The following is a 17,994-nucleotide window of genomic DNA, read 5'->3' as shown; positions in this document are numbered from 1 at the left end:
TTGAACGGTTCCCAGATTGCCGAAGGCTCCATCGAGAGCAAGCATCTCGCACCGGATGCTTTTGATAACTTCACCTTAGCGGAGGGCTCTGTTACGGGAAGACAAATCGCCGAGGGCACCATCACCGGCGCGAACGTGGCCGACGGTTCGTTGAACGGGTCCCAGATTGCAGAGGGTTCCATCGAAAGCCGGCACCTTGGACCCGACGCCTTTGATAACTTCACCCTGGCCGGCGGATCTGTATCCGGAAGACAAATCGCCAAGGGCACCATTACCGGCGCGAACGTGGCCGATGGGTCCTTGAACGGTTCCCAGATTGCCGAAGGCTCCATCGAGAGCAAGCATCTCGCACCGGATGCTTTTTATAACTTCACCCTGGCTGAAGGCTCTGTTACGGGAAGACAAATTGCTGAAGGTACCATCACGGGCGCAAACGTGGCCGACGGGTCCTTAAACGGCTCGCAGATTGCCGAAGGCTCCATCGAGAGCCGGCACCTTGGACCGGATGCTTTCAATAACTTTACTCTCGCTGAGGGCTCTGTTACCGGAAGCCAAATTGCTGAAGGTACCATCACGGGCGCGAACGTAGCCGAGGGGTCATTGAACGGTTCCCAGATTGCCGAAGGCTCCATTGAGAGCAAGCACCTCGGACCGGACGTCTTTGATACCTTTACCCTCACTGATGGCTCTGTTACCGGAAGAGAAATCGCTGAAGGTACCATCACGGGATCGAACGTTGCGGCGGGTTCATTGGACGGTTCGCAGATTGCCGAAGGCTCCATCGAGAGCCGACACCTTGGACCGGATGCTTTTGATAACTTCACCTTGGCTGACGGCTCTATTACAGGAAGCCAAATTGCTGAAGGTACCATCACGGGCGCGAACGTGGCCGAGGGGTCTTTGAACGGCTCCCAGATTGCCGAAGGCTCCATTGAAAGCCGGCACCTTGGACCCGACGCCTTTGATAACTTCACCCTGGCTGAAGGCTCTGTAACTGGAAGCCAAATTGCTGAAGGTACCATCACCGGCGCGAACGTAGCCGAGGGGTCATTGAATGGTTTGCAGATTGCCGTGGGCTCCATCGAGAGCAAGCACCTCGGACCGGATGCTTTTGATAACTTTACACTCGCTGATGGCTCCGTTACCGGATGCCAAATCGCTGAAGGTACCATCATGGGATCGAACGTTGCGGAAGGTTCATTGAACGGTTCGAAGATTGCCGAAGGCTCCATTGAAAGCCGGCACCTTGGACCGGATGCCTTCAATAACTTCACCCTCGCTGATGGCTCTGTTACCGGAAGCCAAATCGCAGAAGGTACTATTACGGGATCGAACGTTGCAGAAGGTTCATTGACTGGATCCCAGATTGCCGAAGGTTCCATCGAGAGCCGGCACCTTGGACCGGATGCCTTCAATAACTTCACCCTCGCTGATGGCTCTGTTACTGGAAGCCAAATCGCTGAAGGCACCATCACCGGCGCGAACATAGCTGACGGTACTATCACCGGGTCGAACATTGCGGCGGGTTCATTGGACGGTTCGAAGATTGCCGAAGGCTCCATCACGGGATCGAACGTTGCAGAAGGTTCATTGACTGGATCCCAGATTGCCGAAGGTTCCATCGAGAGCCGGCACCTTGGACCGGATGCCTTCAATAACTTCACCCTCGCTGATGGCTCTGTATCAGGAAGCCAAATCGCAGAAGGTACCATCACGGGATCGAACGTTGCGGAAGGTTCATTGGACGGTTCGCAGATTGCCGAAGGCTCCATCGAGAGCCGGCACCTTGGACCGGACGTCTTTGATACCTTTACCCTCGCTGATGGCTCTGTTACTGGAAGCCAAATCGCTGAAGGCACCATCACCGGCGCGAACATAGCTGACGGTACCATCACCGGGTCGAACATTGCGGCGGGTTCATTGGACGGTTCGCAGATTGCCGAAGGCTCCATCGAGAGCCGGCACCTTGGACCGGACGTCTTTGATACCTTTACCCTCGCTGATGGCTCTGTATCAGGAAGCCAAATCGCTGAAGGTACCATCACGGGATCGAACGTTGCGGAAGGTTCATTGACTGGCTCCCAGATTGCCGAAGGCTCCATCGAGAGCCGGCACCTTGGACCGGACGTCTTTGATACCTTTACCCTCGCTGATGGCTCTGTATCGGGAAGCCAAATCGCTGAAGGTACCATCACGGGATCGAACGTTGCGGAAGGTTCATTAACTGGCTCCCAGATTGCCGAAGGCTCCATCGAGAGCCGGCACCTTGGACCGGACGTCTTTGATACCTTTACCCTCGCTGATGGTTCTGTTACCGGAAGCCAAATCGCTGAAGGTACCATCACGGGATCGAACGTTGCGGAAGGTTCATTGAACGGTTCGAAGATTGCCGAAGGCTCCATTGAAAGCCGGCACCTTGGAGCGGATGCCTTCAATAACTTCACCCTCGCTGATGGCTCTGTTACCGGAAGCCAAATCGCAGAAGGTACCATCACCGGGTCGAACATTGCGGCGGGTTCATTGGACGGTTCGCAGATTGCCGAAGGCTCCATCGAGAGCCGGCACCTTGGACCGGACGTCTATGATAACTTTACACTCGCTGATGGCTCTGTATCGGGAAGCCAAATCGCCGAAGGTACCATCACGGGATCGAACGTTGCAGAAGGTTCATTGACTGGATCCCAGATTGCCGAAGGCTCCATTGAAAGCCGGCATCTTGGAGCGGATGCCTTCAATAACTTCACCCTCGCTGATGGCTCTGTTACCGGAAGCCAAATCGCTGAAGGTACCATCACGGGATCGAACATTGCGGCGGGTTCATTGGACGGTTCGCAGATTGCCGAAGGCTCCATCGAGAGCCGGCACCTTGGACCGGACGTCTTTGATACCTTTACCCTCGCTGATGGCTCTGTATCGGGAAGCCAAATCGCCGAAGGTACCATCACGGGATCGAACGTTGCAGAAGGTTCATTGACTGGATCCCAGATTGCCGAAGGCTCCATTGAAAGCCGGCATCTTGGACCGGACGTCTTTGATACCTTTACACTCGCTGATGGCAGCATTGATGGCGCCAAATTAAGCAACTCGGCAGTCACTAGCGTTCATATTTCCGACGGTGCTGTTACCGGCCAGCAATTGGCTGAGGCAGCAGTCACTGCACAGCATCTGGCCTTTACGCCGGTGCGCAGCGTAGCCGGCCAGCCGAAGCTACAGCAATTCGGCATGACGCCTTTTGTATTTGGTGCTGAAGCTTTGACCGAGGTGACCGTCCAATTTGAGGAGGCTTTTGCTGGGATCAACTATATCATTGTGGGGATGAGCAACAATCCAGGCTTCCAGATCTCCCTAAAATCCCAGCGTGAGGATGTCGCCGTCCTTGAAGTAAGCCGCCAGCCTAACTGCAATCTCGCCTATGGTTTCATGTCCTGGATTGCGATCGGTCCTTCACGGTAACACCCATAGCATTCCAAAAGAGGCCCTCCCCTGGGTAACACGGGAGGGCCTCTTTTACGTCAATTTCTCCACATTCCCATAATGGTTTACTTACCCTAACTGGCGTTTAAATGTTTTACTGGCGAAAAAGTAAGCAATGACCATGATGCCAACGCACCAAGCAAGCGCGATCCAGATATCGTTGCCAACCGTCCCTTCATACAAGAGGGCACGAATCGCATTCACGATTGAAGTCACGGGCTGGTTCTCAGCAAACGCACGGACAATTTTAGGCATGGTTTCGGTGGGGACAAAGGCCGAACTGATAAACGGCAGGAAAATCAGCGGGTACGAGTAGGCTGTCGCCCCTTCCATAGACCCCGCTGTCAAGCCGGGAATGACTGCCAGCCATGTCAGCGCCAGCGTAAACAACCCGAGTATCCCAGCTACCGCGAGCCAATCCAGGATATCAGCGCCGGAGCGGAAGCCCATCAAGAGCGCGACGAGGAAAACCACCACGACAGTAAGCGCATTGGAAACAAGTGAGGTCAACACGTGAGCCCACAATACCGACGAGCGCTTGATCGGCATGGTAATGAAACGCGCCATCAACCCGCTCTTTACATCCGTAAACAGCCGCAAGGAAGTGTAAGCAACGCCGGATGCGATAGCCATCAGCAAAATTCCCGGCAATAAATAATTGACGTAATTGTCCGTACCTGTCTCTATGGCGCCGCCAAATACGTAGACAAACAGCAGCATCATCATAATCGGCGTAATCGCCACCGTGATAATTGTGTCCGGGCTGCGCATGATGTTGCGCATTAAACGCCCTAGTAACACCCCTGTTTTGCTTTTCATTTACATCGCCTCCTTGTTGCCGATGATCGCGAGGAAAATTTCCTCCAATGTCGGCTGCTTCTCGATGTACTCCACTTTGGCTGGCGGGAACATCTCTTTGAGTTCGGTAAGGGTACCGGTCGTGATGATTTTTCCGCCATGCAGGATGGCGATACGGTCCGCCAGTTGTTCGGCTTCCTCCAGGTACTGGGTCGTCAGCAAGATGGTCGTGCCGCCGCCGGCAAGCTCCTTGACGGTATTCCAGACCTCAATCCGCGCTTCGGGGTCAAGCCCTGTCGTCGGTTCGTCGAGAAAAATGACGGCTGGTGTCCCGATCAGGCTCATGGCGATGTCAAGCCGGCGCTTCATCCCGCCGGAATATTTATCTGCCCGGCGGCTAGCCGCATCGGTCAGGCTGAATCTTGCAAGCAGATCGTCGGCGACTTGAGCTGGATTGGAAACTCCCCGCATCTTGGCAATCATCATCAGGTTTTCCCGCCCGGTAAGCATGCCGTCTAAAGCTGCGAACTGCCCTGTCAGGCTGATGCTCTGGCGAACATGATCCGGTTGACGCTGGACGTCAAAGCCGCAAATACCTACTTGGCCGCCATCGAGCTTCATCAGCGTTGAGAGAATGTTGACTGTCGTTGTCTTGCCTGCTCCATTTGAGCCCAGCAGCGCGAAAATTTCCCCACGCCGCACTTCAAAATCCACCCCCTTTAAGACTTCCTTGTCTTTAAAGGATTTTTTTAACCCTTTTACAGAAATCGCTGCATTCCTCATATTTTTTCCTCCTCATAATTAGCGCCTTGCGGAGCTAGGTTGCCTGCACCCAACTATTTAGTAATACTGATAATCTGTATAACTTACTACCGGGTTAAAAATTAACTGAATAGCGAAGGTGGCAATTCACATTAGTAACCAGCTAATCAGTCGGTATGATCTATTGAATTTATTTTTTACCCAATCGGTTCATGATACTCTGATTCAAATCTTCCCGATACTTGGCTACATAGGTTTTAGCGTTTGCTACTAGTTCGTCAGCAAAGGACGCCACGTCTTCCCCGGTGATTTCCAGCACTTGTCTGCCTTCAGCTGCTCCGGCTTCGAACAACTCGATTAATTCATACTGCATGTGCAGCATATCCATCCCGTTGCCCGCTGAGAAATTCCACATGTAGTTTTGAATTTTCTTAAATACAAACTGGTAGTCCTCAGGCAGGGCTTCAACCCGTGCCATCATCATTTTGTACTCTTTTTTATCACCAATCATTTTTTTGAATATTTCCAACATATAATTTTCCTCCTTTTATATAAAGCGGAACAAGGCACTCCAAAAATATCGGACGGAATATCTTATGAGGCTAGATTGACTTCAAGACGTTGATTTTTGATGATAAGAAATCCCACCTTTCCCAAAACGATTCAAGCTCCTGGCGGCCAGCCTCATTAAGTGAGTAAAACTTGCGCGGAGGCCCCATGTCTGACGGTTTCTTTTCAATGTTCACCAGCTTTTTCTTTTCTAACCGCACGAGTATAGTGTAGACCGTTCCTTCCACGACTTCGGTAAACCCAAGCTCGTTCAGACGGCGGGTAATCTCGTAACCATAGGTTTCACGGCGGCTGATGATTTCCAGCACACAGCCTTCCAGCGAACCCTTCAGCATTTCAGTTAAATTTTCCATATTCGAAAGCCTCCTCTATTTCGCCCTCCCCTACTTAGTATTACCTATATTCAGTATAACATAGTACCGAAGGAAATTTTTACTTAATAGCATTTGGAAAAACACACTATTAAGTATTACTCATTACACGTACATTGTAATACTGAGTAGCAGGGGGTGTCAACAACTTCTTTAAAATATTTTTGCAACCTCATTGTTCAGTGATGTCGGTATTCAGTGTGACCTACTACAGGTATATCGTAATGCGTAGTAGATGGATTGTCAACCGGATTTCCAAATATTTTCAAACCAGTATCGCCCCGCGATTTATGCATGCAAAAAAGACGAGCTTTAAGCTCGCCTTTTGTTTATTGATTATTCGATGCCGATCCGTCCTTGTTCAAGCCCCTCCCCTAACTCCGGCAATCTCGTTCGTATCCGTAATGCGTAACATCCCGAGATGAACAATACCGTGGCAGCGATGATGTACGTAGCCCGAACGCCGAATTCATCGGTTATGAACCCAAACAACAGGGTGGATAATCCGAATACCAGCGAAACAAGCGCGCTTTGAGCTGCGTACACTTTTGGTAATACATGGACAGATACGCCCCGCTGCAGTGTAGTCTGAAGCGAGACTGCCTTAAGCTGTTCAAAAACGCCGAAGCCTGCCGAGAACACCAGGGCCAGCCAAGGCACCGAGGTCAATCCAAAACCGAACGTCATGATACTAATGCCGAAGGAAGAGCAGATGACGAACTTGCGGATATTGCGGTCGATCAGCCCCGCATTTCTCATTCCAAACAGTCCACCCAGCATGAGTCCCAGGAAAAAGCTTGCGTTGATATATCCCCACCATGCCTCCTCCCTGTGCAGCACATCGGCTACATACACGTAGATGGTCGCTGCGATCCAAATCACGCCCGCCATCGTCTCCAATACATAAATCATATGAATTGCCCGAAGAGAAGGCTGTTTCCAAATGAGTGTCCAGCCTTCCTGAATGGAGCGCCAATTCGAAACGCGAGCCTTCTCTTTCTGTTCCTGGGTGGATTCATGCCGATCCTCTATAAGCTTCATGAAGACTGCGGCGGCGAGGGCCAGGGCAAAGGTCAGCCATATTACGTTGCTTCCGCCCAAGACTACGACCAGCAGTCCCCCAACAGCCCAGCCTCCCAGTTGAATTAGCTGATCCACGATGGCAACAAAGCTATTCGCTTTCGTCAGCTCGGTGGCATCCACCAGACGCGGCAGCATGGCATGGCTTGCAGGTGCAGCCCAGCCATCAAGCAAAGAGATGAGGAATACGAATCCGAGGATCGCATAGACCGTCACCTCCTGCTCTCCCAGCACATAGTAGGTCATTAACAATAGGAACAACACGGCCGTTTTCCCGATTTGCGACGAAGCAAGCAGCGACTTGAGGCTGTATTTATCCATCAACACGGGCGCAAAGCTCCCGCTTATAAACCGTGCCATCGTCGTGACAAAAGGTATCATGGCCATCAACATGGCGGATCCCGTAATCCCATAGATAATGGCCATCAGGCCGACAATGTAAAACAAATCGCCGCTATTGGCGAGCGCCTGACCTATCCAGAGATACCGAAAAGATTTCCTCTTCATCTTTCTACCCCAATTCTGTATTTAGTTGTGTTGGTTAGGGTAGAAAAACCTTACATGTTCTGGCCTCCGTACATTTTATATGGTTAATATAGTAACACCGTTAAGGACTTCTGTTAAGTTCACGGATTAATTTTTTCAAGCGAATCAGATGGCATATCTCACCAACCGCAACTTTTTTATCCCCGGCTAAAACTATTTGGCCCGCTCCACGGTCTAATGATCAGTCAAGCGCACTCAAGTACTTGAGCATGATCCAACCCATTAAACCAGGAATAGATCAAAACGAATTCGTACCATGACATAAAATACTAGCGCTAGTAGTTAGGGGTGAGTGAACTGAGAGCGAAAGAGTCGAAGCCAAAACAGTTCAGTGAAAATATTGAGAAATGCAAAAGCAAGTTATACCGGGTGGCCTATTGCTATGTCAAAAATGAGCAGGAGGCACTCGATATCGTCTCCGAGGCAACCTATAAGGGATTTCTCGCTTACGAGCGGATGAACACGCCGCAGTATTTTGAGTCCTGGATGACCCGGATTGTCATTAACGCTGCCATCGACCATCTCGGTCGCAAGAAGCGGGTAACTTATATGGAGGACCAAACGCAAGACTATGCAGCCGCAGAGCATACCCTACCGCTGGAAGAGAAAATGGATTTATATGATGCGCTGGACAGACTGATGCCAGAAGAGAAAACCTATATTATTCTGAAGTTTTTTGAGGACCTGCGCTTTCGAGAAATGGCGGATGTGCTGTCATTGTCCGAAAACACGGTCAAGACCAGATTCTACCGCATTATCGGAAAATTAAAATCGTATTTAATCGAGGGAGAGGTCGATAATCTATGACAGGAAAAGAACGCTACGAACACATTGAGATCCCTGCCCAGCTAACCGATGTTATGGCCGCAGCACAGAAAAAGGCGGCTGCCCGCAAACGATCCATACGCTTGACGAGATATTCGTCCGTTGTTGCAGCTGCCATTGCCGTACTATTCGTGGTCAACATCCCGACGGTGGCAAACGCCTTAGCCAAAGTCCCCGTGGTGGGCAGCATCGTTCAGGTTCTGCAGTTCGGGGGCGGAGGCGAGCGGACCGACGGCGTTACCGTGGGTACGGAAGCTTCCGAGGACGTGATTAAGATTCAATTTGATCAGGAAGGCAAGTCCGTTTCCAGTGTCCCGTCCTACACCGTGGATCATCGGGATGCACCAAACCGTCTGATCTTCACGTTTAACGGTGTACGAAACTTTGATTATGAAACCCTCAAGAAAGACATGCTGGCCCTGCCACTGGTGAAGGATGTCTATGAAAATGTGATTTTGGACGACTCGGCCATGCGTTTTGTCGTTGAACTGAAGGATGGCGTGAAGCATACCGTATCCGAATATAAAGACCCCGGCTATATTGAGCTGAAGCTCACTTCGACCGGCGAGCCGGTAACCCCGCGCGAGGTGTTCTATATCCGCAGTGAAGCCATGCCACAAGGGGAATCCCTTGCTATTCTTGAAGAGATTTATATGGAAGACGATGTGACCTTCGTTAAGACCGCTGGCGGTGACTTCATCGCGGTCATCGGCGGGTTCGATACCCGTGAGGAAGCCGAGCAGAAGCTTGGTGAAATTTCGGCTCGCGACAGCTACAGCGATGATCTGCGTATCGACAGCTGGATGAGCAATGAACGCCCGAACTAACCCGGATTATGAAAAGGCACCGCTCCGACTAATGTTGGAGTGGTGCCTTTTTATGATGATCAATGACGTTGTTTGGGCACGATTGAACGTGCTGGCCCCGAAAAGCGACTCTCCCGGTTGCAACCATGTTATGCGGTTGGATGAGGATAGATCATGACTTTTACACTGGTGTCCTTTTGCGTGCGAGCAAGCTCTACAGCTTCCTCGATCTGATCTAAGGAAAACTGGTGGGTGATGATATCGCGTATGCGGCTGCCCTTGTTTTGCAGCATCTGAATAGCCGCCGGGTACGTGTTCGCGTAGCGGAACACACCGTATACATCCAGCTCGGCGTCAACCAAAGCGCCAATATCCACTGGGATGGCATCCTTTGTCGGCAGACCTACATACACGATCCGGCCTCCGCGGTTCACATAACCGATTGAATCCGCGATGGCACCTGCGTTGCCCGACGTTTCAATAATAAGATCAATACCTTTGCCGCCCGTAAGTTCGTTCAATCGCTGCGGAACGGATTCATCCATCGGATTGATCACGCCGGAGGCTTCCATCTGAAGGGCCAAATTACGCCGGTATTCCACGACATCACTGCCATATATCTGAGAAGCTCCGGACATTTTAGCCGCCTCCATGGCAAGCAAGCCAATCGGCCCCAGACCGAGAACCAGCACCCGGTCCTCTGGCTGGATACGCCCGCGGCGTACGGCATGAAGTCCTACGGACAGCGGTTCAAGCAAAGCGCCTTCCTCAAAGGACATTGCATCCGGCAGCCGGAACAGGAAGTCGCTTCGCACCGCGACGTATTCGGCCCAAGCTCCGTCAACCGGTGGGGTGGCCATAAATACAACATCCGGACACAGGTTGTAACGTCCGCTTTTACAATAAGAGCAGCGCCCGCACGTAACGCCCGGTTCCACGGCCACGCGGTCACCGACGGAGACATTTCTCACCTTCTCCCCCGTCCTTACGACAACGCCAGCAAGCTCATGCCCCAGAATCAACGGTTCCTTCACCTCATACCTGCCAATCCGTCCATGCTCATAGTAGTGCACATCCGAACCGCATATGCCGATGCAATACACTTGAATCAAGGCTTCATCCGGCTTCGGCTCTGGAATGGGAACCTGCTTCACCCCAATGGATAAAGGGCGATCTAGAACAGCTGCAGACATCATGTTTGGTTGTGACAAGCTGCATTCACCTCTCCTCTCAAGAAATCGCTTACCAACTTAGTTTACACGATAAACTATCGCTTCATAAGGGTGGAGAGCGAATTCGCCGAAACTTCGGTCCGAGCGCTCGTAGTTCGTGAGTACAACTTCCGGTTGATGCTCACGCCACTCGACAGGGAATTGAAAATCCGGTGTTCCGCTATAGAAGTTGAGTACGACCAAGTACGTCTCGTTCCCGAGCGACCTGGAATAAGCGAAAATTTCCGGATGCTCCTGAAGCACCGCTTCATATGTTCCGTAGATCAACGCCTCACTGGATTTGCGCAGACGAATCAAGGCTTTATAGTAATTCAGAATGGAATCGGGATCATTTAACTGCTGCTCCACGTTGATCTCATGATAATTCGGATTACAGCGGATCCACGGCACAACCGTGGAGAAGCCGCCATAAAGCGTGTCATCCCACTGCATCGGCGTTCTTGCATTGTCCCTTGCCCGGTACGCGATTCTGCGCATCGTCTCGGACACGTCTTTCCCGTCCAACAGCCGCTCGCGGTAATAATTGTAGATCTCCACGTCTCGATAATCGCTCAGCTCCGCAAACTCAACATTCGTCATTCCGATTTCCTGCCCCTGGTAAATAAACGGCGTCCCCTGCATCAGCATAAAAAAAGTAGCCAGCATCTTGGCCGATTCCTTATGATAGTGGACCGGATCGCCAAAACGGGATACGGAGCGGGGTTGGTCGTGATTCTCCATATAAAGGGCATTCCAGCCCACGCCTTCAAGGCCCGTCTGCCATTTATGCATGATCTGCTTCAATTCGGCCAAGTCCCAGATCGCATAATCCCAGCGCCCTTCGAGCCCGAAATCAAGATTGACGTGCTCAAATTGAAAAATCATGTTCAGCGCCCCGTTCTCTTCCCCGATCCAGCGGTCTGCTTCCGTTATCGGAATGCCGCTCGCTTCACCAACCGTCATAATGTCATAATGGGAGAACGCTTCTCGTTTGAATTGTTGAAGAAAATCATGGATGCCCGCTATATTCCGATGTCCGGGATTCGAGTCAACATATCGGAGATGATTCGGATTCGGCATATCCGGCAAACCCGGAAGCTTCTTAATATGGGTGATCGCATCCACGCGGAAACCGTCAATCCCTTTATCCAGCCACCAACGGATCATCCTGACCAGATCATCCCTGACCGCCGGATTCTCCATATTTAAGTCAGGCTGCTTCTTGGAATAGAGGTGGAGATAATATTGATCCGTTAACTCGTCATATTCCCAAGCGGAACCGGTGAAGACGGATTCCCAGTTGTTCGGCTCGGCCCCATCCCTCGCATCCCGCCAGATGTAGTAATCCCGCTTCGGATTGGTGCGGGAGGAACGGGATTCAATAAACCACGGATGTTCATCCGAGGTGTGATTGAGCACCAGATCCATAATAAGCCGCATGCCGCGGTTATGAATTTCGGCCAGCAGCTGATCGAAGTCGGCCATGGATCCGAACTCCGTCATAATATCCTGATAATCGCTGATATCGTAACCGTTGTCGTTATTGGATGAGCGATAGATGGGGCATACCCATATAACGTCAATCCCGAGATCCTTCAAATAATCCAGACGGGATATAACCCCTTGCAGATCCCCGATGCCGTCTTCATTCGAATCCATAAAACTGCGTGGATAGATCTCGTAAGCAACGGCTTCTTTCCACCATACTTTCTGCATTGTTGTATCCCCCGTTTACAATAAAGATGCTGCTTATTAGGAATGCAGACCAAGTCATTACACGCACTTCATTAACCAACTTCGTCTGTCGCAGCATACAGTATTGCCGTTTAAGCGATCTTATAAGCCTAACAACCATAGAATAACCATGCCGCGGGGATATGCGGCACGGCCACTATAGGTCTACTATGGAACAACTACTGAAACGAATTCGTGCCAGCTCCCATGTAATATACTGCATGGGTTTGGTCAGACTCCGGTAAGGACCCGCCATTCACTCCACTTCTTTGATCTCCCGCTAACCCCGTACATACTTCGCAGTCAGCGATTGTTCCGCCATGATCAGTTCAGCAGGCGTTCCTTCGAACATGACCCGGCCTCCCCTGCTGCCTGCCTCGGGTCCGAGATCGATGATCCAATCCGCCTGACGGATCACGTCCAGATTGTGCTCGATGACAATCACCGAGCTGCCGTTATCGACGAGCCGATTCATCATGTCCAGCAAATGTCCGACATCTGACATATGCAGCCCGGTCGTCGGCTCGTCCATCACGTAGATCTTTCCCTGCTTGTGCAGCTCGCTGGCCAGCTTGATGCGCTGACTTTCGCCCCCGGACAGGGTGCTTAGCGGCTGTCCGAGTGTTAGATAGTGCAGGCCGACATCGTGCAGGGCCTCCAGCCGCCGTCTGATTTTTTTTCCCTCGAAAAAATCGAGTGCCTGCAGCACCGTCATATCCAGTACGTCGGTAATCATTTTTCCATGGAGTTTATACTGCAGCACATCATCCTTAAAGCGCCTGCCGTCACAGGTTTCACACGGAGACTTAATGCCTTCCATAAACGCCAGGTCCGTATAGATGAACCCGAGGCCGTGGCAGTCGGGACAGGCTCCTTTGGAATTGAAGCTGAACAGGGATGGACTCTGATCGTTAGCTTTGGCAAACATGCTCCGGATGTCATCCATGATCCCCGTATAGGTAGCAGGATTGGAACGGATTGAGGTGCTGACGGCGGACTGGTCGATGACAACAGCCTCGGGATGCTGGGACAGGAAGGCATGATGAATCAGCGAGCTCTTGCCTGACCCCGCTACGCCCGTGACCACGGTCAACACGCCTTCCGGGATATCTACCGTTACATTTTTCAGGTTATGATGATGGGCATTGGCAATGGCCATTTGTCCTGTCGGTACCCGATACTGTTCTTTCATCGGCATGCAGCGTTTCATATACTGCCCGGTTAACGTAGATGCTTGGCTGCACAGCTGCTCAACCGTGCCCTCGAAGACAACTTCTCCACCCCGGGTACCGGCATTCGGTCCCACATCCACCACATGGTCGGCAATTTCAATCACGTCACGGTCATGCTCCACGACCAGCACCGTGTTGCCCTTGTCACGAAGCTTCCTGAGCATGTCGTTCAGGCGGTGAACATCCCGTGGATGCAAACCAACGCTAGGCTCATCAAAAACATACATCATATCCGTTAGACTGCTGCCCAGATGCCTAACCATCTTCACCCGCTGCGATTCACCTCCAGAGAGCGTGGTCGTCTCCCGATTCAGCGTTAAGTAATCCAGCCCCATATCCATCAAGTGCTGCAGCCGCTCGGCCAAGCTGGCCACCATACTGGCAGCCACCGGCTCCTTGATGTTCAGGATGACCTCTCGTAACTCCCCAATCTCCAAGGCTGCACATTCGGCGATATTATATCCGTTGATTCTGCAGCTTAATGCCGCTTGACTGAGCCGTGTTCCCTCGCATAACGGGCATGTGCCATGCGTAATAAAATTTTTGACGTGATTTAAGGTCCGCTCGGATAACTCACTGCTGTCTCTCTGTATATACAACCGGTTGAACTTCAACACGAGGCCTTCGAAGTCAGACTGTACCGGTCCACCCTTGGACGGAAACGTCACCTTTCCCTCCTTGCCGTTTAGGAAGAGATCCCATTCCGCTTCCGAATAGTCGGCCAGCTTCTTGTCGTTATCAAAGAAACCGGACATGGTGTAATTTTTCATATACCAGCTATCCACTGAGAAAATAGGAAATCGGACTGCTCCCTCATTCAAAGATTTGTTCTTATCCAGCAGTTTATTTAGATCCAGCTCGACCTTCCTGCCGATTCCTTGACATTCCGGACACATGCCCTGCGGATCGTTAAAAGAAAAGACGTTGGAGTATCCCACAAATGGCTGTCCCACCCTGGAAAACAACAGACGGAGTATGGCGTACAGATCCGTGATCGTGCCTAGCGTGGACCGTGAATTGCCCCCCAGACGCTTCTGGTCGATGACAATGGCCGTCGACAAGTTCTCGATCGAATCGACGTCCGGCTGGCTATGCCGTGGAAGTCGGTTACGGACAAAAGCGGTAAACGTCTCATTCAGCAATCTCTGAGCTTCCGAGCTAATGGTATCAAACACGATGGACGATTTGCCCGAGCCGGATACGCCGGTAAAGACCGTGATTTTCCGTTTTGGAATTTGCAGCGAAACATTCTTCAGATTATTCTCCCTGGCTCCACGTATGTTGATATATTCTTGCGCCATGGCCGTTCCTCCCTTATACCCTGTAGTGTTCCTATTATAAAAGGGCAATCATGACATGTACTGTCATAATGGGTGAAGGTCTCTATTATTAAGTTATTCCCGCAACCGGTAAATATCAGGAAGGTTGTTAACCGTATTAATGCTATACTTAGTTTATAAGAGTTTGGGGGAAGAAAATGTTACACCCTCCCATTTTTGATTCCGGTTTGCCAATAAGCATCCTATCCCTTACAATTACGGAACATCATCGTTTCTTAGAATTCATGATTACAGGAGAATAATGACGATATGAGCAAAAAAATAGTCGCCATCGATATGGACGATACCATCTGCCATCTCATACCCAAGGCCATTCACTATCACAATCTGCAGTACAAAGATCCTCAGCTGACGCTGGATCAGATTACCGATTATAACCTGCACCAAATCTGGCATCCTGACTGCTCAGAAGAGTTTTTCTTCGGAAAGCCGGGTTTATATGAAGAACTTGAAATATTTGATGAATATACGATTGACGAAGTCCACAGAATGACGCATGATTATGACGTCATTGTTGTTACCGCAGCCCGTCCCTCCTCGGTGCCCGAGAAGTGGAGATGGCTGCAACGGCACATGCCTTTTATTCCGTTCGAGAATTTTTTCGTGGCCAAGCGCAAGGATCTAGTGGAATTCGATCTTCTGATTGACGATGGTCCCCATAATGCGATTGCCGCCAGAAAAGCTGGAAAGCAAACCATTCTGATTCCGCGTCCGTGGAACGCGCATATTCAGCATGAGTTTATTCTGAAGGATTCCTGGAAGGGAATGAACGAGTTAGTCGACCGCATTTTATCTGATTCTAACCATCAAGGGGATATGAAATAAATGAATACAGACCGCAATAGTCGGTACCTATCGCAAGACATCCATTTTTTCGCGGCCGCATTGTCGGAAACGGTGGTTTCCGTATGGGAAGAGGATCCCGCAAGCGTATACGTGGAGATCGAGCGAGGTTACATTGAATGCTACACACCGGATGTCGTCCGCATCCGCAACGAAGAGACCGGTTATCTGACACACTACAGCCGTGACACCGCTATGTTTCAACGGATGTAATACGATAAAGGCCGCTTCCCTTGCCGGGAGGCGGCTCTTTTATTGCTTAGATTACCTTTTAGCTGACAGGACAAGAAACAGGGTTGCGAGCGGGCCAAGCAACAGGGATAACAGAAACCAGTTTAATCCCGTTCTGTTTTTTCCTTGAGCCAACCCCGCATTAATCAACGCCAGCGTTCCCCATCCCACGTAGAATTCATTATTCATCTTATCTCCTCCGATACCGTACTCTTTATCTGCTTATTACGTTTTGACATGCTGAATCGTTGCAGGATATACAAAAAAGAGCAAGGAAAGCTCCCTGCCCCGGGGGATTTTAATGTATATAACAGCAGCCTCAAAAGGCTCCGGCATTATGCAACGGAGGCCCCAGTCTTACTTGCGTGGTCAATCGATTCTTATGCGTGCTCCAATTCTCTTAACAGCTGAAATATCTGTCCCCGATGATGGGACTCATGCTCAATCAGATGATAGATGACCCATTCGGGCGTCACATCGTACGGTTCCAGTTGTCTGACTCGCCTCCAGTCCGAGAGGTCCATGCCTTTGAAATGGGCAAGCAATTCCTGACGTACCCTTTGCATGCGGTGAAGGTGCTCCTCCAATGACTGATCCGGCACTTCAGAAAGATGGTTATCCTCGGTACGGTGATCCCAGGGAAAGTAAGTCTTTATTTTCGGGTCCCAATCGGATTCAAGCACCTCGGCGTACAGCCAGTCCGCTTCAATGTAAGCGATATGGTACAACAGTGAGCCTATCGACTGCCGACCGTCTACCTTATGGTTCAAAAACTCATATCGAATCCCTTCCAGCCGTTTCAATATCGTTCGCCGCACATCCTCAAGTCCCCATATCCAGCGGCCGATCTCCGGCTCAAACCCAGGCAATGCCTCAACCGTCAACGTTTTCCTCTGCAAATCTTCACGCTCCCTTACATCATCTCATGAACCTAAGAATAACAGGCTCAAGCGGCAGACTGCCAGGTAAAGTTCGGTTTAGGCAAAAACCATCCTGGGTCATTCAGCCATTCTTACTTCTTTCTAGTCGCAATCGCCTCCGCCGTTTGTTTAACGGCCTGATGCCCGAATACCGCAAACGCCCCTGCGAGTATGCCTTGAATGATATTTTCCACGCTCCAGCCGATCAAGCCGGTTGTGAACAGAATCGATAAGACTATAACCAGATATACAATGCTCCAATTCGGAACCTTGGGGGTTTGCTTCAGCACATATCCGATTACCCAACAGGCAGCAACGACCATGAAGAGCCGCGGGTCGATCAATTGAAAAATGACGCTCCATTCCATGGTAAACCCACCCTTTCCATTCATCTTCTACATCCTATTCCTCGAGCCTATCGATCGGCTTGTATTTATATCCTTATTCTCGCAAGCAAAATAATAGAATCTGCGAAATGGAATTTTCGATAGGTTTGACGATGAGCGGACGCAGCACAAATCGCGGTATTCCCGGGTGGAGGAAATACGCAGTGACTATCCAATATGAATGGCGGTGGCTCTTAAGACTGCTACCTGCCCGCTTCTATTATCCTTTTGAACCAATCGTTCAACCGCCGATCCTTCTCTTCTTGACTGCAGTCTGAGGGAAAGGTTAGATAATGCTGATGCTCGGGAATCCGGGGTATCCCCTTCTTCATGTTCGCATCCGCCGTGGTATCGTTATCGTATTCTAAAAAACGGAGATCCCTTCCATCCAATGTCTGATAGGCATAACAGCTGTACTCGTGCCCATCAATAACGGTCCAGTGATGTCCCTGCTTCGTGGGATTGCACAACACATGCGTGCCCTTCAGCTTGTTTAGTGAGTAAAGAAAGCCTTGCAGTTGGGCTTCTGTGACGTGGTAATCATCCAAGTAATACCGCTGCGAGACTCTGGCAACATTCGTGTCGATGATCTGGTAGTTTAGAATAAACGCAGCCCCTTTGTGCAGCACCGGATCGAAGTAATCCTTCTGAATCCAGCCCTTATGGCGGGACAGGCGATCTGACACCAGGTAATCGATATTACTATGGTCCAGGTTATAACCGAAGGTTACCAAGAATTTGCGATTCTTCATATAGAACTCCCCCTGATACATCAGAATGACTGACCCATTATTTTCCATGAATATTATAATCGAGTAGGAGGGGGCGGCTAACCCCCGTCCTCTCACACCACCGTACATGCGGG

Annotated in this window: 17 protein-coding genes; 5 read left to right on the top strand and 12 right to left on the bottom strand. The window is 50.6% G+C overall.

The window, feature by feature from the left end:
- Positions 1 to 3,453: WIAG-tail domain (locus J7E85_RS28305; RefSeq protein WP_215163259.1), on the top strand; the 3,453-nt coding region annotated here is incomplete at its 5' end.
- A 90-nt stretch (positions 3,454 to 3,543) separates the two neighbouring features.
- On the opposite strand, the gene J7E85_RS28300 is transcribed toward J7E85_RS28305, so the two are convergent.
- The 5 genes from J7E85_RS28300 to J7E85_RS28280 all read right to left on the bottom strand — a co-directional run bounded on the left by J7E85_RS28300 (position 3,544) and on the right by J7E85_RS28280 (position 7,562).
- Positions 3,544 to 4,293: an ABC transporter permease gene (locus tag J7E85_RS28300; RefSeq protein WP_215163258.1), complete on the bottom strand. Its 750-nt coding sequence runs from the start codon at positions 4,291 to 4,293 to the stop codon at positions 3,544 to 3,546.
- Entirely contained in the window at positions 4,294 to 5,055 is a 762-nt protein-coding gene (locus J7E85_RS28295) for an ABC transporter ATP-binding protein (RefSeq protein ID WP_076322210.1), read from the bottom strand. It abuts the gene before it with no gap.
- A gap of 169 nt (positions 5,056 to 5,224) precedes the next feature.
- Positions 5,225 to 5,566 (bottom strand): DUF1048 domain-containing protein, encoded by a 342-nt coding sequence (locus J7E85_RS28290; protein ID WP_215163257.1) that lies wholly within the window; start codon positions 5,564 to 5,566, stop codon positions 5,225 to 5,227.
- A gap of 70 nt (positions 5,567 to 5,636) precedes the next feature.
- Positions 5,637 to 5,957 (bottom strand): PadR family transcriptional regulator, encoded by a 321-nt coding sequence (locus J7E85_RS28285; protein ID WP_076322212.1) that lies wholly within the window; start codon positions 5,955 to 5,957, stop codon positions 5,637 to 5,639.
- 354 nt (positions 5,958 to 6,311) lie between these two features.
- Positions 6,312 to 7,562, bottom strand: coding sequence for an MFS transporter (locus J7E85_RS28280; protein WP_215163256.1), 1,251 nt, complete (start codon positions 7,560 to 7,562; stop codon positions 6,312 to 6,314).
- A 327-nt stretch (positions 7,563 to 7,889) separates the two neighbouring features.
- Between J7E85_RS28280 and J7E85_RS28275 the strand changes: the two genes are divergently transcribed.
- Both J7E85_RS28275 and J7E85_RS28270 read left to right on the top strand, forming a co-directional pair.
- A complete protein-coding gene (locus J7E85_RS28275) occupies positions 7,890 to 8,408 on the top strand; it encodes a sigma-70 family RNA polymerase sigma factor (RefSeq protein ID WP_215163255.1) in 519 nt (172 codons plus the stop codon).
- A complete protein-coding gene (locus J7E85_RS28270) occupies positions 8,405 to 9,253 on the top strand; it encodes a DUF4179 domain-containing protein (protein WP_215163254.1) in 849 nt (282 codons plus the stop codon). The genes J7E85_RS28275 and J7E85_RS28270 overlap by 4 nt, the downstream gene beginning before the upstream one ends.
- A gap of 128 nt (positions 9,254 to 9,381) precedes the next feature.
- Here the strand turns inward: J7E85_RS28270 and J7E85_RS28265 are convergent, their stop codons facing one another.
- The 3 genes from J7E85_RS28265 to J7E85_RS28255 all read right to left on the bottom strand — a co-directional run bounded on the left by J7E85_RS28265 (position 9,382) and on the right by J7E85_RS28255 (position 14,710).
- Positions 9,382 to 10,443 carry an NAD(P)-dependent alcohol dehydrogenase gene (locus J7E85_RS28265; RefSeq protein WP_215163253.1) on the bottom strand — a complete coding sequence of 354 codons (1,062 nt, stop codon included), beginning with the start codon at positions 10,441 to 10,443 and terminating at the stop codon, positions 9,382 to 9,384.
- A 39-nt stretch (positions 10,444 to 10,482) separates the two neighbouring features.
- A complete protein-coding gene (locus tag J7E85_RS28260) occupies positions 10,483 to 12,159 on the bottom strand; it encodes a glycoside hydrolase family 13 protein (protein WP_215163252.1) in 1,677 nt (558 codons plus the stop codon).
- A gap of 298 nt (positions 12,160 to 12,457) precedes the next feature.
- The gene (locus J7E85_RS28255; protein ID WP_215163251.1) at positions 12,458 to 14,710 is read right to left on the bottom strand and encodes an ATP-binding cassette domain-containing protein; all 2,253 of its coding nucleotides are present in this window, start codon (positions 14,708 to 14,710) and stop codon (positions 12,458 to 12,460) included.
- A 288-nt stretch (positions 14,711 to 14,998) separates the two neighbouring features.
- Between J7E85_RS28255 and J7E85_RS28250 the strand changes: the two genes are divergently transcribed.
- Complete coding sequence (locus J7E85_RS28250) at positions 14,999 to 15,574, top strand: 5' nucleotidase, NT5C type (RefSeq protein ID WP_076322219.1); 576 nt, start codon at positions 14,999 to 15,001, stop codon at positions 15,572 to 15,574.
- On the top strand, positions 15,575 to 15,805 hold the full coding sequence (locus J7E85_RS28245) for a hypothetical protein (RefSeq protein WP_071222107.1): 231 nt from the start codon (positions 15,575 to 15,577) through the stop codon (positions 15,803 to 15,805). It abuts the gene before it with no gap.
- Positions 15,806 to 15,856: 51 nt separating this feature from the next.
- Here J7E85_RS28245 and J7E85_RS28240 read toward each other — a convergent pair whose 3' ends face one another.
- From J7E85_RS28240 to J7E85_RS28225, 4 genes are all read right to left on the bottom strand, one after another.
- Complete coding sequence (locus J7E85_RS28240; RefSeq protein WP_006208027.1) at positions 15,857 to 16,012, bottom strand: hypothetical protein; 156 nt, start codon at positions 16,010 to 16,012, stop codon at positions 15,857 to 15,859.
- A gap of 191 nt (positions 16,013 to 16,203) precedes the next feature.
- Entirely contained in the window at positions 16,204 to 16,722 is a 519-nt protein-coding gene (locus tag J7E85_RS28235; protein ID WP_215163250.1) for a DinB family protein, read from the bottom strand.
- A gap of 113 nt (positions 16,723 to 16,835) precedes the next feature.
- The gene (locus J7E85_RS28230) at positions 16,836 to 17,135 is read right to left on the bottom strand and encodes a phage holin family protein (protein ID WP_251036105.1); all 300 of its coding nucleotides are present in this window, start codon (positions 17,133 to 17,135) and stop codon (positions 16,836 to 16,838) included.
- A gap of 197 nt (positions 17,136 to 17,332) precedes the next feature.
- Positions 17,333 to 17,881 (bottom strand): hypothetical protein, encoded by a 549-nt coding sequence (locus J7E85_RS28225; RefSeq protein WP_215163249.1) that lies wholly within the window; start codon positions 17,879 to 17,881, stop codon positions 17,333 to 17,335.
- Between the last annotated feature and the right edge of the window lie 113 nt (positions 17,882 to 17,994).

The sequence above is a fragment of the Paenibacillus sp. ISL-20 genome (assembly GCF_018613005.1).
Classification (GTDB): Bacteria; Bacillota; Bacilli; order Paenibacillales; family Paenibacillaceae; genus Paenibacillus_AQ.
Note: the sequence above shows the minus strand (reverse complement) of the source record. Positions and strands in the feature narration are given on the sequence as shown.